General features: G+C 64.6%; 13 protein-coding genes. 9 read left to right on the top strand and 4 right to left on the bottom strand.

Annotation, left to right across the window (positions count from 1 at the left end):
- The first annotated feature begins 81 nt into the window (after positions 1 to 81).
- Positions 82 to 2241 (top strand): MFS transporter, encoded by a 2160-nt coding sequence (locus tag O4220_RS03585; RefSeq protein WP_420030306.1) that lies wholly within the window; start codon positions 82 to 84, stop codon positions 2239 to 2241.
- 173 nt (positions 2242 to 2414) lie between these two features.
- On the opposite strand, the gene ilvD is transcribed toward O4220_RS03585, so the two are convergent.
- Positions 2415 to 4142, bottom strand: coding sequence for a dihydroxy-acid dehydratase (gene ilvD, locus O4220_RS03590; RefSeq protein ID WP_269602190.1), 1728 nt, complete (start codon positions 4140 to 4142; stop codon positions 2415 to 2417).
- A gap of 220 nt (positions 4143 to 4362) precedes the next feature.
- On the opposite strand from ilvD, the gene O4220_RS03595 reads away from it, so the two are divergent.
- From O4220_RS03595 to O4220_RS03610, 4 genes are read left to right on the top strand one after another with little or no spacing between them, the layout of a single operon-like run.
- Positions 4363 to 5364 (top strand): Acg family FMN-binding oxidoreductase, encoded by a 1002-nt coding sequence (locus O4220_RS03595; protein WP_269602191.1) that lies wholly within the window; start codon positions 4363 to 4365, stop codon positions 5362 to 5364.
- Positions 5361 to 6242 (top strand): universal stress protein, encoded by an 882-nt coding sequence (locus O4220_RS03600; RefSeq protein ID WP_269602192.1) that lies wholly within the window; start codon positions 5361 to 5363, stop codon positions 6240 to 6242. Before O4220_RS03595 ends, O4220_RS03600 begins: the two co-directional genes overlap by 4 nt.
- Complete coding sequence (locus O4220_RS03605) at positions 6239 to 6748, top strand: hypothetical protein (protein WP_269602194.1); 510 nt, start codon at positions 6239 to 6241, stop codon at positions 6746 to 6748. The genes O4220_RS03600 and O4220_RS03605 overlap by 4 nt, the downstream gene beginning before the upstream one ends.
- Positions 6741 to 7619: a universal stress protein gene (locus O4220_RS03610; RefSeq protein ID WP_269602195.1), complete on the top strand. Its 879-nt coding sequence runs from the start codon at positions 6741 to 6743 to the stop codon at positions 7617 to 7619. The genes O4220_RS03605 and O4220_RS03610 overlap by 8 nt, the downstream gene beginning before the upstream one ends.
- A gap of 1 nt (position 7620) precedes the next feature.
- Here O4220_RS03610 and O4220_RS03615 read toward each other — a convergent pair whose 3' ends face one another.
- Positions 7621 to 9054: an MFS transporter gene (locus O4220_RS03615; protein ID WP_269602196.1), complete on the bottom strand. Its 1434-nt coding sequence runs from the start codon at positions 9052 to 9054 to the stop codon at positions 7621 to 7623.
- Positions 9051 to 9656 (bottom strand): LppU family putative lipoprotein, encoded by a 606-nt coding sequence (gene lppU, locus O4220_RS03620; protein ID WP_269602197.1) that lies wholly within the window; start codon positions 9654 to 9656, stop codon positions 9051 to 9053. The genes O4220_RS03615 and lppU overlap by 4 nt, the downstream gene beginning before the upstream one ends.
- Before the next feature lie 104 nt (positions 9657 to 9760).
- Here lppU and O4220_RS03625 point away from each other — a divergent pair, with 104 nt between their 5' ends.
- Together O4220_RS03625 and O4220_RS03630 are read left to right on the top strand one after the other, a co-directional pair.
- Positions 9761 to 10810, top strand: coding sequence for an ATP-dependent DNA ligase (locus tag O4220_RS03625; RefSeq protein ID WP_269602198.1), 1050 nt, complete (start codon positions 9761 to 9763; stop codon positions 10808 to 10810).
- A gap of 2 nt (positions 10811 to 10812) precedes the next feature.
- Positions 10813 to 11898, top strand: coding sequence for a DNA polymerase domain-containing protein (locus O4220_RS03630; RefSeq protein ID WP_269602199.1), 1086 nt, complete (start codon positions 10813 to 10815; stop codon positions 11896 to 11898).
- A gap of 94 nt (positions 11899 to 11992) precedes the next feature.
- Here the strand turns inward: O4220_RS03630 and nhaA are convergent, their stop codons facing one another.
- The gene (nhaA, locus tag O4220_RS03635; RefSeq protein ID WP_269602200.1) at positions 11993 to 13849 is read right to left on the bottom strand and encodes a Na+/H+ antiporter NhaA; all 1857 of its coding nucleotides are present in this window, start codon (positions 13847 to 13849) and stop codon (positions 11993 to 11995) included.
- A 210-nt stretch (positions 13850 to 14059) separates the two neighbouring features.
- On the opposite strand from nhaA, the gene O4220_RS03640 reads away from it, so the two are divergent.
- Together O4220_RS03640 and O4220_RS03645 are read left to right on the top strand one after the other, a co-directional pair.
- Entirely contained in the window at positions 14060 to 15085 is a 1026-nt protein-coding gene (locus O4220_RS03640; protein WP_269602201.1) for a zinc-binding metallopeptidase family protein, read from the top strand.
- A 116-nt stretch (positions 15086 to 15201) separates the two neighbouring features.
- A complete protein-coding gene (locus O4220_RS03645) occupies positions 15202 to 15942 on the top strand; it encodes a GAF and ANTAR domain-containing protein (RefSeq protein ID WP_269602202.1) in 741 nt (246 codons plus the stop codon).

A 15942-nucleotide genomic window follows, 5' to 3' on the forward strand; every position in this document is an offset into this window, starting at 1 on the left:
TTGCCGATCTTAGACGATTCTTCTTAAGCTGCACAGCACTGTGCAAGGTGTGTCGGCACTTTGCCAACGGGGGGGAACACAATGACGTTGCTTGCGATGACGCCTGTCCAAGATATGCACAAACCGTATCCACGACGCTGGTCGGCTCTGGTGATCTTGTGCCTGAGCCTGCTGATCGTGGTCATGGCCAACACATCCCTGTTGGTCGCGGCGCCGTCGATGACTCTCGACCTGAGTCTGACCAGCAGCGACCTACAGTGGGTGATCGACGGATACACCGTCCCCTATGCGTCACTGATGCTGCTGTGCGGCGTGATCGGTGATCGCTACAGCCGCCGAGGGGCACTGATTCTCGGCTTGATCATCTTTGTGGCAGGTTCGATCGCCGGGGCACTCACCGACGCCACCCTCGGGGTCATCCTGGCCCGCATCGTCATGGGAGTCGCCGCGGCGATCGTCATGCCCGCAACCCTGTCGCTGTTGGTCTCCACGTTCCCGAAGCGGGAGCGCGCCACTGCCGTCACCGTGTGGGCGGCGACCTCGGGACTTGCCATCGCAGCCGGGCCACTGCTGGCGGGATGGCTCCTCGAGAGCTTCACCTGGCATTCGACTTTCCTGATCAACGTTCCTATTGCGTTGGCGGCCATCGTCGGAGCCGTCGTCCTGGTTCCGCCGTCGCGGGCCGTCGACCCCGGCGCGATCGACTGGGTCGGTGGACTGCTGTCGGTCCTGACTGTGTCGACCGTCGTCTACGCCATCATCGAGGGAATGCACTTCGGCTGGACCGTCGGGCCGCTGTACTTCGGCCTCGTCGGCCTGCTGTCGATCGTGGGCTTCGTCGGATGGGAACTGCGCCACCCCAATCCGCTGCTCGACGTCCGAATATTCTGCTCCCGCATCCTCAGTGGCGCGACCCTCGCGGTGCTGGTGTTCTTCCTGGTCACGTTCGGTGCGATCTACTTCGTCGCCCAGTACCTCCAGTTCGCTCTGGGGTACGGCCCGGTGTCCACGGGTGTGCACCTCTTGCCGTTGGCCGGAGCAGTCTTCGTCGGTTCCGGAATCACGATGTGGCTCACACCCAAACTAGGACCACGCATCACCGTGACCGCAGGCATGATCGTGGGAACGGTGTCCGTCGTCTCGCTGATCGGAATCGATCCGACCGCAACGTACTCCGACTTCCTACCCGTGCTGACGCTGCTCGGTCTCGCGATCGGCCTGTCGGTCTCACCATGCACCGACGCCATCATGGGCGAGTTTCCGGACAGCAAGCTCGGTGTGGGCGGCGGACTCAACGACACAGCGCTCGAACTCGGCGGCTCGCTGGGAATCGCCGTGCTCGGCTCTGTGCTCGCCGCGTCCTATCGCCAGGGAATCGAAGGCTTTCTGCAAACGTTCCCCGGGAAGCAACCGAACGGCCAGTACACCGGGCAGGCAGCGGAAGGGCTTGCTGCGTCTCAGGATTCGCTTGCCGGTGCAGTGATCGTGTCCGACATCATTCGCGCCCAGAATGCGTTTCTCAGTGGATTTGCAGACAATTTGCAGGCCAATGCCGTGGCCGCGTTCGGCGACGCCGTGGCGCACACCAGCCTGGTTGCCGCCGTGGTGTTCGGCGTCGGCACGGTGATCGTGGCGCTGCTGATCCCCTCGCGGAGCGCGGAACTGGCTGTCTCCTCGGAGAGGATCGCGTTCGAGCCGATCGTGCCCTTCGTCGTTCCGCCGGCCAAGGATGGAGCAGCCGTTCGTGAGGTAGCCGAACTCGAGCAACTACTGGAACGGCCGTCGGCTGCAAAAATCGACAGGCCCAGTGTGCGACGCGCAGTACGTGCCGCAGAGGAAATTTCACCGAAGGTCTTGCCGAAGGCTGTGCCGGCGCGCACTGTGGCCGAGCCGTCTCTGGTGGACGCAGAACTCGAACGCCCCAGCATCTATCAGCTGGCCTCGAAGGTGTACGAATTGGACGCATCGGTCGCCCGACAGGCCAGTGTGGACACCAAGTCCGGTGAGCGAGTGACAATCCACCAGCTCGCGTTGTCGAACCTGGCGCGCACCCGACGCGTCGAGGCAGAGGAAGCTCTCGACGCCGCACTCGAGCTCAGCGATCTCCCGGTTGCACCCGCTCCGGAGCCGGTGCAACCCGTTGCTCCGCTGCAGACCTTCTACCAGAGGGCGAGCAAGCAACATACGAACTGCACAGAGTTCAAGGAACGCTCGAGCTCCATGTGGGCAATGCCGCTGTAGCTCTCCCTGCCCGCCGCCCACACCCGCCCGACCGTCCCACCTGCCCGTTCACCCCACTCGCGTGAATGGACCATTGCAATGCAGTGGTCCATTGACGCGGCGGGGAGGCGAGCGGGGGAGACGGGCGGGCGGGGGTGGAAGGGCGGGGGTGGGGAGCAGGGGGCGGGTGAGTGCTAGATCAGCACCGCACCGTTCGAGGCCGAGCCCACCAGCTTCGAGTACTTCGCCAGCACTCCGCGGGTGTAGCGCGGCGGCAGCGGAGCCCAGCCCTCTGCGCGGGAGTCGAGTTCGGCTGCATCGACCAGGAGATCGAGGGTGCCCTTGCCGACGTCGAGTCGGATTTGGTCACCGTCGCGGACGAAGGCGATGGGACCGCCGTCGACGGCCTCGGGGGCCACGTGTCCGACGCACAGGCCGGTGGTGCCGCCGGAGAACCGTCCGTCGGTGAGCAGCAGGACATCCTTGCCCAGGCCCGCGCCCTTGATCGCGCCGGTGATTGCGAGCATCTCGCGCATTCCCGGCCCGCCCTTGGGTCCCTCGTAGCGGATGACGACGACGTCGCCGGCGGTGATGGTTCCGTTCTCCAGAGCATCCATAGCCGCGCGTTCACGCTCGAAAACTCGTGCGGTGCCGACGAATACGTCGGAGTCGAAGCCTGCGGACTTGACGACGGCCCCGCCCGGAGCAAGTGAGCCCTCCAGGATGGTGATGCCGCCTGTCGGGTGGATCGGCTTGTCGAGTGCGCGCAATACCTTGCCGTCGGGATCGGGCGGTGCGATGTGAGCGAGGTTCTGCGCCACGGTCTTTCCGGTGACCGTCATGCAGTCGCCGTGCATCAGGCCGGCGTCGAGCAGAGCCTTCATCACGACGGGCACTCCGCCGATCGCGTCGACGTCCGTCATGACGTGCTTGCCGAACGGTTTGACGTCCGCGAGGTGGGGAACCTTCGCACCGACGCGGGTGAAGTCCGCGAGGGTCAGCTCGACCTGAGCTTCGTGGGCGATGGCGAGGAGATGCAGGACCGCATTGGTGGAGCCACCGAAGGCCATGACGACGGCGATGGCGTTCTCGAACGCTTCCTTGGTGAGGATGTCGCTGGTGCGGATGCCGCGTCGGAGAAGGTCGACGACGGCCTCACCGCTGGCGTGTGCGAATCCGTCGCGACGGCGATCGGGTGCGGGCGGCGAAGCGCTGCCGGGCAACGACATTCCCATGGCCTCGGCTGCACTGGCCATGGTGTTGGCGGTGTACATTCCGCCGCAGGCACCTTCGCCGGGGCAGATGGCGCGTTCGATGGTGTCGACGTCGGCGCGCGACATCAGTCCGCGTGAACATGCCCCGACGGCCTCGAATGCATCGATGATCGTCACCTGATGCTCGCTGCCGTCGGACAGGGTGGCGAAGCCGGGCAGTGTGGAGCCCGCGTAGAGGAACACGCTCGCCAGGTCCAGACGTGCTGCGGCCATGAGCATTCCGGGCAAGGACTTGTCGCAGCCGGCGAGCAGAACGGAACCGTCGAGACGCTCTGCGCTGATGACGGTCTCGACGCTGTCGGCGATGACCTCACGGGAGACCAGCGAGAAGTGCATGCCCTCGTGGCCCATCGAGATACCGTCCGACACCGAGATGGTGCCGAATTCCAGGGGATACCCGCCGGCCGCGTGGACGCCCTTCTTGACCTCTTTGGCCAGCCGCTCGAGAGAGAGGTTGCAGGGGGTTATCTCGTTCCACGACGATGCGACACCGATCTGAGATTTGACCCAGTCGTCGTCGCCCATGCCGACGGCGCGGAGCATGCCGCGCGCTGCCGTCTTCTCCAATCCGTCGGTGACGTCGCGACTACGCGGTTTGACGTCGATGTCGGTGGGTTGCTCTTCCGAAGGATTCTGCGGGGTCGTCATGACTCTCCTGAGCGGTCGGCGTACGCGCGTTCTCAGGTTCCGCTCCTGAGTCGCATTCCCGTCAACACTAAACCTGTGGTTGCCGCCGTCCGTCGGCCTGCACCCAACTCCCTTACCGGAATGCCCTCCATCGAGTGACGAATGGCCCTGTCGAGCACGGCGAGCTCGGGGCGACAGTGGGTGCAGCCACCGCGTCGGGGTGGGAGGGCGAGGAGAGTCGATGAACGATCAGCCGGATACAGCGGTGGTGGAGATGCTGGTGGAGCTCGCGTGTCGGGCACCGTCGGTGCACAACAGTCAGCCGTGGCGGTGGACCTACTCCGCACGTGAACTCGATCTGTACACCGACAGCTCGCGGTTGCTCGGGGTGATAGACCCGGCCGAGCGACAGATGGTGTTGAGCTGTGGGGCAGCGTTGGACCACCTTGACAAGGCTGCCGCGGCGTTGAGGTGGACAACCGAGATCGATCTGCTGCCCACACCGGGTGCGCCCGATCATCTCGCGCGTGTTCGCTTCGTGCACGACGCGCATCCTCGGTCGCACGAATTCGATCTGTTGGCAGCGATCAACCGCCGCCACTCGGATCGGCGGGCGTTCGGACCGGTGCCGAGCAATCGCATTCTGACGCGGTACCTCGGTCAGGATCACTACGGCACGGCGATGACCGTCCTGTCGGCAGAGTCCAAACAGACGTTGGCGAAGGCCTCGACGCTGAGCGCGAGCGTACGAAAGTACGACGCGACCTATCAGGCAGAGATCAGATGGTGGGCCGGCCACTCGTTCCGCTCGGGAGGAATTCCGCCGGAGGCCCTGACGAACCGGGCCGAGGCGTCGAGGGTGCAGGTCGGGCGACAATTTCCCGAACCGCATCGGGTCGCCAGAACTGTCACGACCGAGCCGGTCGAGGACGAGTCCACCGTGGTGTTGCTCGGCACGGCATCGGACGAACGCCACGATTGGTTGCAGTGCGGCCGAGCCATGTCCGCATTCCTCCTGGCCGCAACCGCGGACGGGCTGGCGACATGCCCCTTGACGCATCTGACGGAACAGTCGGGAAGCAGGCACCTGGTCGAGTCTCTGGCCCCGCGAAACGGTTTGGCGCAGGTGCTGATTCGAATCGGCACCCCCATGATCGGCTCGCCGCCACCTCGAACCCCGCGCCACGCCGTGGCGTCGGTGCTGTCTGCGCCCGCTCGCACCTCGAACAGGAGACGATCGTGATTCTTGCAGCTCATCAAAAAATCGTTGTGGGCGTCGATGGTTCGCCCAGCAGCATCAGCGCTGCGCTCTGGGCAGCGACCATCGCAGAGAGACTGGGCTCTCCGATGCACATCGCCGGGGCTGTGCAGCAGCCCGCGTTCTATCTGGGCGAGCCCGCATCGGTGATACCGAGGGACGTGTGGGACGAGCAGCGCCGCGCGGCCGAACTCGTCGTGTCCGACGTTGCCGCCGCTGTGCTGGCCCGGCATCCGAACAGTGCAGTGACGACCTCGGTGGAGGAGACGTCCGCATGCGCGATGATGGTCGAATTATCTCGTACCGCGCGGATGCTCGTCGTCGGCAACTCCGGTTCGGGGCCGATCGTGTCCGCATTGTTCGGGAGTACGGCGCAGGAGGTCTCGAACGCGGCCCAGTGCCCGGTGATCGTGTGGCGGGAGGGAGCCGACGCCGTCGACGCACCGATTCTCGTCGGTATCGACGGCAGCGCGACCAGTGAGGTGGCCGTCGGGCAAGCCTTCGAGCTGGCCTCGTTGTTCGGCGTGTCGATGATCGCCGCGCTTGCCTGGAACTCGTTGTCGCAGGGAGCGGCGCTCTCTCCGCCCGGATCGCCCGACACCACGGAGATCGAGCGTGAACAGCGGATTCTGATGTCCGAATGTCTGGCCGGGTGCGCCGAGAAATATCCGGATGTCAGCGTCGAAAATATTGTGCAACAAGGAAACCCCGCCCACTTGTTGGTCGACCTGTCCAAGCGAGCCGGTCTCGTGGTGGTCGGCAGCCATGGTCGCGGAGTGGTTGCGCGAGCGCTGTTCGGATCGACCAGTAGCAACCTCACCCGGCATGCCCACTGCCCGGTGATTATCTGCAGAGACCGATGACGAAACGCACCGTACCGAACAGCATGCACGGTAGCGACGAGCGTCGACGAATTCTCGATTCGGCCACTGCACATCGGCTCGCGCGACGAGCAGCTGTTGCACGACTGATCGGCCACGACCACTTCGGGCCCACCATCGACATCGTGTCCATCGTCTGGATCGGCACTCGGGTGTACTTCTACGCCGATGGGCGGTCGCGATTGGGACGCAGTGTGCTCGATTCCGCGGTCGTCCTGGAAGTCGACGCCGAGGATGGCGCACGCATGACCGACTCGACTGTGGTGATACACGGAATTGCGCGTGCGGTCGTGGATGCGCGAGTCGAAGTCCTCGAAGATGTACTGCCGCGACCACATTCGGACGGTCCGCCGATGCACAGACTCGTCGAAGTGAGCCCGACATCGGTTTCGGGGGTCGAACTGGCGCACTGCCCGATATGTGTCTGTCGCCTTGCGTCGGACACAGCCACGACCGTAGGCATCGAGACAGGAAAACGACATGAGTAATTCCACCGCCCGAACGCTTCCCATCCTCGTGGGTATCGACGGCTCGGCAGAGGCCGAGGCTGCAGCTCGATGGGCTGCGACATATGCAGAGAAGGTTCACGCGACCGTACGGCTCGTTCACGCTGTGCCAGTGGGGGACTGGTATGGATCGGCTGAATTCGTCGACGGCGGCGCACTGGAGAGAGATCTTCGAGCCATGGGCCGCAAACAATTGGTCCGGGCGCAAGGAGCGATTCACGACGTGGCACCCACGGTCACCGTGGAAACCGTCAATGTGGACGGCACCATAGCGTCGTACGTGGCCGACACCGGCGCAGAAATGGTCGTGCTGGGATCGAGGAAGTCGAGTGCTATCCGAGATCTGACTCTCGGTAGCAACTCGCTGCGTGTCGTGACACACGCGCACTGCCCGGTATTGCTGCTCCGCGGCGAGAGCGAGAGGAAGGAAGCAGGCCGCCCGATCGTGGTCGGGATCGACGGCAGTGAGCAGTCCGATCGAGCGCTCGGTATCGCGCTCGAGCTGGCCGACAACATGGGCACGCCGGTGGTCGCGGTCAACTACTGGGGATTCGCCGCTCAACCGGGGTTGGGGACCGGCTTCGACGGCGTCGACTGGGTGAGCGTCGGGGAACACGAAAAGCTCTGGCTGGAAAGGCATGTGGGGAAGATGCACGAGAAGTACCCCGAGGTGACGCTGACGACGGTGAGCGCTCAATCGAGCCCGACGCGAGGTCTGCGTGCGATGTCGGTGTCGGCGTCGATGCTCGTGGTGGGTTCTCGGGGTCGAGGTGTTCTCCGCGGTGCGATTCTGGGATCGGTCGGTCAGAACCTCGTGCACCACGCCGACTGCTCCGTGCTGATCGTGCGCTGAGTCACGCGCTTCGGCGCGGTGCCATCGGTGGTGACGCCATGTCGCAGTGCGGTGGGCAGTTCGACGTGTCGCCGGTACCGCGGATCAGTACTGCCGCGATGACGGCACCGATCAGCAACAGTCCGGCACACAGGAGCATCGCTGTGTGGAAGCCGGCCGAGAACACCTCCGGTGCAGAGTAATCGGAGCCGGCGATACCGGCGAGGGCAGGCAGGGCAGCCACAGCCAGTAGTTGGCTGGTGCGGGCCACGGCGTTGTTGACCCCCGAGGCGATGCCCGCTCGGTCGGTGGACACCGCACCCAGTACGGCCGCGGTCAGCGGGGCGACGAGCGCGGACAGGCCGAGACCGAACACGACGACCGCAGGCAGAATGTCTGTGACATAACTGGATCCAGGACCGATGCGCAGCATCAGCAGCAAACCGAGAGCCGACAGCAGTGGCCCGACCGTCATCGGAACTCGTGGCCCGATGCGCCCGGCCAGTCTGCCCGCGCGGGCCGACAGTACGAGCATCAGGGCTGTGATCGGCAGCGTCGACACTCCGGCCGCGATCGGTGAGTAGCCCACGGCGAACTGCAACTGCAACACCAGAAGGAAGAACACTCCGCCCAGGGCCGCATAGACGGCAAAGGTAACTAGGTTGGCCGCCAGGAACACTCGGGAAGCAAACAGCGACGGTGGCACCAATGGATCGTGCGAGCGGCGCTCGATCACCACGAACACCCCGACAGCGAGAACCCCGAGTACCAGCGCCACGGTGTGCGACTCGATCAACCCGTACGTGAGCAGACCCAACGCCGCCGCGATCGTCACCGCGCCCGGAACGTCGAGGCGGCCGGATGCGTGCGGATCTCGGCTCTCCGGAACATGTTTCGCGGCCACCGACACGACCACGACAGCGAGCGGGATGTTGATCAGGAACACCGCACGCCAGCCGACGGCGTCGACCAACCAGCCGCCGAGCAACGGGCCGATGGCCGATGCGACACCGCCCAATCCCGACCACAGCCCGATCGCCGCGCCCCGATCCTCGGCCTTGATCGAGGCCGAGATCAGCGCAAGAGAACCGGGTGTCAGTAACGCCGCGCCGACGCCTTGCAGCAACCGCGCAGCGATCAGCACCTCGATGTTGGGAGCGAGGCCGCACAGTACCGATGCGGCCGCGAACCAGACTGTGCCCCAAATGAACACCCGCCTGCGCCCGAGCCGGTCACCGAGCGAGCCGCCCAACAGAATCAGCGACGCCAGGGCAAGGGTGTAGCCGCTCAGAGTCCATTGCAGACCGGTGACGCCGGCACCGAGATCTCGGCCGATCGCAGGCAACGCGATATTGACCACGGTGGCGTCGAGCATCGCCAGAGCCGAACCGAGCACCGTGGTCGCGACGATCCAACGGCCCCTGGCGCTGGAGAGTGCGATGCCTTCGGCGGTCACAACCGTTCGACACAGACGACGAAGTTGCGGGAATCCTTCTCGTACCCGTAGAGCGCAGGGTCGGGGCAGTCGTCGACCGAGGAGGTGCCCTGCAGGATCGTCACGACGCGACGAGTGTCGGCACCGGGAGTGGCGCAGTCGACCCGCTGGGCGAACTCACCGACGATGTCCATGCATCCGCCGACAACCCAGTCGATGTCGAGGCACAGGGCACCCTGCTCGATGTCGAAGTAGGTTTCGTAGTAGTACTGATCGGCGTCCGCGGGGCATTCGGCGGATGTCGGCGTCTTGGCGAAGACGACGTAGTTGGACTCCGGCGATCCGCAGGTCGCGTTGGCGATGGTGGCCTCGTCGACCGTTCCGCCGAGGTTCACGCATTCGCCGATCTCCACATCGATGTCGACGCTGCCGCCGTCGTCGATGTCAGGGGTCGGAGTGCTGGTGGTGGTTCGAGGAGCACTTGTCGTGGTGGGCGCGATGGTGGCCCCCGAAATCGCGACGGCGGTACCGGACACTTCCGAGGCACACCCGGCGAGTATCAGGGCAGTGCACGCCGTCAGCGCGAGAACGAGAGCGCGGACCGAACGGTTGGATGACGCCATGGTGAGTCCTGCCCTCGTGAATTCAACCGTGCTGTGTGCATCGATCGTCTGTGTGTAGAAAATATCGGACTCGGTTGTCGGCCGCATGAGGCAGGATGATCTGCGTGGATCTTCCTCTTGCCGTGCCGGTCGCGCCGATGCTCGCCAAAGCCGCAAAAGTGGTGCCCGCCCAGCCCGAGGACGGCCCACCGGTGTGGTCCTACGAGCCGAAATGGGACGGTTTCCGCGCCATCGTCTTCCGCGACGGAGACGAGGTCGTGCTCGGTTCACGTGGGGGCAAGGACCTGGCCCGCTATTTCCCCGAGTTGGTTGAGGCGGTCAAGGCCGAGCTGCCGGAGAAGATCGTCGTCGACGGCGAGATCGTCGTACCCCGGGAGAAGAACGGTTCCACTCGCCTGGATTGGGAGTCGTTGTCGGAGCGGATTCACCCCGCGGCGAGTCGAGTGACGATGCTGGCGGAGAAGACACCCGCACAGTTCATCGGATTCGACCTGTTGGCCGTGGGAGACGAGGACCTGACGAGCGAGCCGTTCTCGACACGGCGAACGAGATTGCTCGACGCGGTCGGCACCGGCGGGCCGAGCTGCTTCGTCACCTCTGCCACCGATGATGCGGCGGTGGCCGAGGATTGGTTCGAGCGGTTCGAAGGGGCCGGGCTCGACGGTGTGGTGGCCAAGAAGCTCGACGGACTCTATCTGCCGAACAAGCGCGAGATGATCAAGATCAAGCATGCCCGCACCGCTGACTGTGTGTTGATCGGCTATCGAATCCACAAGTCCGGCAACGGTATCGGATCGTTGCTGCTCGGTCTCTACGATGGCGACGATCTGCGGATGATCGGCGGCGCGTCGGCGTTCACCGACAAGCGGCGGCTCGAACTGCTCGAAGAACTCGAGCCGCTTCGACTCGGCGAGGACGTCACGTACGACGGGGAGGCGACGCGCTGGAACTCGTCGAACGATCGCAATTGGATTCCGGTGCGCATCGAGCGGGTCATCGAAGTGGCCTACGACCAGATGGAAGGTGCACGGCTACGGCATGTGGCCCGGTTCCTGCGCTGGCGACCGGATCGCGAGCCGCGCTCGTGCGCCTACGACCAGCTCGAGGTTCCGGTGCGCTACGACGTTGCCGATGTGATTGCTGGGGGACGATAGACATGGCTGCGAAAACACCACCGGCGTTCGTGCAGGTGGGCGAGCGTGAAGTGCGAGTCTCGAGTCCTGATCGCGTGATCTACGAGGCGACCGAGCGCACTCCCGACATCACCAAACTGCAGGTGTGCGAGTACTTCGCCGCCGTCGGCGAGCCGTTGATGCGGGCGATCGGCGACCGCCCGACCGCGATGGAGCGATGGCCCGACGGCTATCGCGAGGGCATGCGATTGGCGCTCGGCCCACAGGACAAGGATGGCGACGGCTTCTATCAGAAGCGGTTGCCCAAGGGTGCGCCCGAGTGGATCGAGACGGTGAAGATCGCGTTCCCCAGCAAGCGCACTGCAGAGGAGCTGTGTCCCTCCGAACCGGCTGCGCTGGTGTGGGCGGCCCAGATGGGCACCCTGACGTTCCATCCGTGGCCGGTGCGGCGACCGGAGGTGGACCATCCCGACGAGTTGCGTCTCGATCTCGATCCGCAGCCGGGCACTACGTTCGCGGACGCCCTGCGGGTCGCCGACGTGACGCGAGAGCTGTTGGAAGAGTTGGGCTTACGTGGCTATCCGAAGACGAGCGGCAATCGGGGTATCCACATCTACGTGCGCATCGAGCCCGAGTACACCTTCGAGCAGGTGCGCCACGCGGCCATCGGTTTGGGCCGCGAACTCGAACGCCGCGACGACGGAGTGACCACGAACTGGTGGAAAGAGGAACGCGGAGAACGCATCTTCATCGACTACAACCAGAACAACCGTGACCGGACGATCGCCAGCGCATGGAGTCTGCGAGCTCGACCGGGCGCGCCTGTCAGTACCCCGATGACGTGGTCACAGTTGGCCGACGTCACCGATCCGCGTGAATTCAACCTCGTCACGGTTCCGGAACTGGTGCAGGACGGCGACCCGTGGGCCGACATGGATTCCCAGGCCTACTCGCTCGAACCCCTTCTCCACCTGTGGGAAACCCTGCCGGGCGGGGAGCTGAACTTCCCACCCGACTACCCCAAGATGCCCGGCGAGCCGCCGCGAGTACAGCCGTCGAAGAAAGTCGCCGAGCATTGGGATGCGGAGGGAAACCGCACCGAGAGCTGACGGAGTTCGCGAAGCCGGGCAAGGTTGCGCACTACGAAGCCCAATCGACGGGATTCGGTCGATCGAGCCGTGTTCTGTGCAACCCGGCCCGCGCTCACATCGATTCGAGTTCCCGGATCAGCGTCGCCGCGTCGTACGGCCCCACGTGGCGGGTGAGGTTCTTGTCGCCGCGGCCCAGGTAGAAGGTAGGAGTTCCATCGACGTCGGAGGAGGTGGCGTCGAGTTCGTCGTCTTCGACTCGCACCACGTAGTCGCCGGTGCGGATATCGTCCTCGAATCTGTCCATGTCGAGGCCGAGTTCCCTTGCGTAACCGTCGATGTCGTCGGGTTCGAGGGCGTCGCTGTTGCGGAACAACACGTCGGCCATCTCCCAGAACTTGCCCTGCGCTGCGGCAGCCTCACTGGCGTACGCGGCGTAGCGGGCATGCGGGTGATAGTCGTCCAGTGGGAGGTGGCGGTAGACGTACCGGAGGTCGTCACCGAAGTGCTTGCGTACCTCGGCGACGCTGCCGGTTGCCTTGCTGCAGAACGGGCACTCGAAATCGGCGTACTCCACGATCGTCAAAGGAGCGTCGACGGGACCGCGGATGTGATCGCGCTTGGCGCTGACCGGACGCAGAATGCGCAGCGACGCTTCGGCTTTCGGTGGGTGAATTCTCGCGTCGATGCGGAACAGGATCCAGCCGAGCAGTGCGGCGATGACCGAGGCCGCCAGCACGCCGACGCGGGCCTCGTCGGCCAGCAGCGGGTCGTCGAGCGCGAGATCGATGATGAACAGCGAGATCGTGAACCCGATTCCGGACATCGCCGCGCCGCCCGCGATGTGCGACATGGTGAGTCCCGGTGCCAGAGCCGAGGGCCGCAGTTTGGCGAAAATGGCTGATGCGCCGGTGATTCCGACGAGCTTGCCGAGGACGAGACCGGCGATGATGCCCCAGGTGAGCGTCGAGGTCGATGCGGCTTTCAGGGTGTCGGAGCTCAGCACCACTCCGGCGTTGGCGAGCGCGAAGATCGGCACGATGATGAAGGCCGTGTACGGCTGATAGAGCCGCATCAGCCTCTCGTTGACCGAGACGGCTTGATCCAGGCCGAGTCTCGCGGCGCGCGCGTATTCGGGGTTCGGTGATTGACGGAAGGCGCGGGTGAGGTCCGATGCTCGCTCCACCTCGGAGCGGCGGGGCGGGTACACCGGGAGAATCAGCGCGATCATCACTCCGGCGAGGGTGGGGTGAACTCCCGACTCGTACATCGCGACCCATGTGAACAGTGCGACGACGAAGTATCCGACGCCGCGCCACACCTCGAGCCGGCGCAGTAGGAAGATCAATCCGAGCCCGATGAACGCCAACACCAACGGCACCACATCGAGATCGTCGGTGTAGAAGAACGCGATGATTGCCAGCGCGCCCACGTCGTCGGCCACCGCGAGGGTGAGCAGAAAGATCCGCAACCGCGCGGCCTTCTTCGGGCCGAGGACGGCGAGTGCGCCGAGCAGGAACGCGGTGTCGGTGGAAATGACGACACCCCACGCCTGAGCTGCGGGGCCGGAAGGGTTGAAGGCGAGGAACAGCAGCGCGGGTGCGGCCAGTCCAGCGAGTGCAGCCACGATCGGGATGGCAGCGCGTGATCGGTCGGTGAGCTCACCCATCGCGAACTCGCGCTTGACCTCGAGGCCGACGACGAAGAAGAACAGCGCCATGAGCCCGTCGTTGACCCAGTGGGCCAGATCGAGAGAGATGCCGTGCTCGCCGACGGTGACCGAGAGCTCTGTGTGCCAGAACGATTGATACGTCTCACCCAGAGGTGAGTTCGCCCAGATCAGGGCGATCAGGGTGGCGGCCAGTAGGAAGCCTGCGGCCAATGTCTCGCTGTTTCGCTCGCCGCGAGCCCGCGAGATCCGTTCGACGAATCGTGCCATCGGCCGGTTCGTCGGCGTGATCTGATCTGCCATCTGCAGTCCGAGTCCTTCTTCGAAGAGTGTTGTGAAGCAGTCTGTACCAACACCGCCATCGGCGCTTTCCTTCCACGTACGCGAGTAAGGTTGTCGGGCCGCGGGCCTGAAGCGTCGGGAGAGATATGCACGACATATTCGGGAAGAGGCATTAGTCCGCGGATAAACGGGAATACGGGCCCGACTCACCCCTGCCACGAAGGAACATCCATGCGTGATTTCATCTGCCGCAAATGCGGACAGAAGCTGTCGTTCGAGAACTCACTGTGTCTGAGCTGCTCGAGCGCACTCGGCTTCCATCTGCCGAGCAGGGCGCTGCTGGTGCTCCCGGACAAGGCCGACGACGGCGTCGCCGAAGCCGAGGTGGACGGTACGACATGGAAGATGTGCGCCAACCTCAACACCGCACGGTGCAACTGGCTGGTCGACACCGCGGACACCGACGAGCTCTGTGTGTCCTGCCGGCTGACTCGAACCCGCCCGGCCGACGACGATGTAGACGCGATGGCCGCCTACGCCGACGCCGAGACCAACAAGCGTCGCGTCATCCTGGAACTCACCGAGCTCGGTCTCCCGATCGTGGGACGAGACGAGGACCCTTCGACGGGTTTGGTGTTCGATCTACTCTCCAGCGCCGACCAGCAGGTGATGACCGGCCACGACAACGGTCTGATCACTCTCGACCTGGCCGAGGGCGACGACGTGCACCGTGAGCAGTTGCGGGTGGCGATGTCCGAGCCGTACCGCACTCTGGTCGGGCACTTCCGGCACGAGATCGGCCACTACTACCAGATGGTGCTGGTCGGAGACGGTGAGCATCGAGCAGCGTTCGAGGAACTGTTCGGCGATCCGGATTCGAGCTACCAGGACGCTCTCGATCGCCACTACAGCGAGGGTGCGCCGGACGGCTGGGAAGACAATTACGTCTCGTCCTACGCCACCATGCACCCCGCCGAGGATTGGGCCGAAACCTTCGCGCATTACCTGCACATCCGGGACACCCTGGACACGGCGGCGGCGTTCGGGATGGCACCGGCTGGTTCGACACTGGAGAGCCCGCTGCCCGGTGACGTCGGCTTCGATCAGATCGTCGACTGGTGGCTGCCGCTGTCGTGGGCACTGAACCAGATCAACCGCTCGATGGGTCATCAGGACCTCTACCCGTTCGTGCTGCCGGCGACCGTCGTGAAGAAGATCGGGTTCGTGCACTCGCTGATCGCGCCCAGCACGCTCTGATGCTCCGCTAACGGTTCTTGAGCTTCGTTGCCTGGGGCGTATCCTGTGTTGTCGGCATGCCGCCGATACGGGGTACGCCCCTGTGCCGCAGCGGGCGAGTGCAGTAGTAGGACGAGGTGACCACCATCAGCGAGCAGACACTGAACGCGTCGGGCGCAATCCCACGGGTTACCGACTTCGATCTGAGTCGACGGCTGGCAGAGGTGGCCGAGAAGCTGCGGCGTCAGCATTCGGATCCCGATCGGGTTCTGGCCGTCATCACCGAGTCGGCAGTGGCCAACGTCCCCGCTGCGGAGTTCGCGTCCATCACCACCGTGCTGCAGGGCAAGTTCGTGCACAGTGCTGCGCTGTCGGGTGAGCCTGCGGGCCACTGCGACAAGATTCAGGAGCAACTGGGCGAGGGCCCGTGCCTCGAATCGGCCATCGAACAGAAGACCATCAGAATCGACGATATGGACAGCGATACCCGCTGGCCACTGTTCGCAGATGCCGCGTCCGCGCTCGGGGTCAAGAGCATGATCTGCTTCCAGCTGTATGTCGAGGGCATCAACTTCGGCGCTCTGAACCTGCATTCCACCCGAGCGAACGCGTTCTCGGACGAGGCCGAATCCATCGGCTCACTGTTCGCTGCCCATGCCGCCATTGCGTTCTCCACCGCACGCGAAGAGCAGCAGATTCGGGCCGCATTGACGAGTCGAGACCTGATCGGTCAGGCCAAGGGCATGTTGATGGAGCGGTACAACCTGAACTCGCAGGCAGCATTCGCGTTGTTGGCCAAGCTTTCTCAGGACACCAACGTCAAACTCGCCGACCTCGCCGAACAGCTTGTGATCGACGCGGCGAAGTCCACCGACTGA

This window comes from Rhodococcus ruber, from assembly GCF_027270735.1.
Taxonomy (GTDB): domain Bacteria; phylum Actinomycetota; class Actinomycetes; order Mycobacteriales; family Mycobacteriaceae; genus Rhodococcoides; species Rhodococcoides rubrum_A.

Coding starts and splice junctions, on each gene's coding strand:
- O4220_RS03585 (WP_420030306.1), top strand. CDS start 82: ATGACGTTGCTTGCGATGACGCCTGTCCAAGATATGCACAAACCGTAT.
- ilvD (WP_269602190.1), bottom strand. CDS start 4,142: ATGACGACCCCGCAGAATCCTTCGGAAGAGCAACCCACCGACATCGAC.
- O4220_RS03595 (WP_269602191.1), top strand. CDS start 4,363: ATGAACGATCAGCCGGATACAGCGGTGGTGGAGATGCTGGTGGAGCTC.
- O4220_RS03605 (WP_269602194.1), top strand. CDS start 6,239: ATGACGAAACGCACCGTACCGAACAGCATGCACGGTAGCGACGAGCGT.
- O4220_RS03610 (WP_269602195.1), top strand. CDS start 6,741: ATGAGTAATTCCACCGCCCGAACGCTTCCCATCCTCGTGGGTATCGAC.
- lppU (WP_269602197.1), bottom strand. CDS start 9,656: ATGGCGTCATCCAACCGTTCGGTCCGCGCTCTCGTTCTCGCGCTGACG.
- O4220_RS03630 (WP_269602199.1), top strand. CDS start 10,813: ATGGCTGCGAAAACACCACCGGCGTTCGTGCAGGTGGGCGAGCGTGAA.
- nhaA (WP_269602200.1), bottom strand. CDS start 13,849: ATGGCAGATCAGATCACGCCGACGAACCGGCCGATGGCACGATTCGTC.
- O4220_RS03640 (WP_269602201.1), top strand. CDS start 14,060: ATGCGTGATTTCATCTGCCGCAAATGCGGACAGAAGCTGTCGTTCGAG.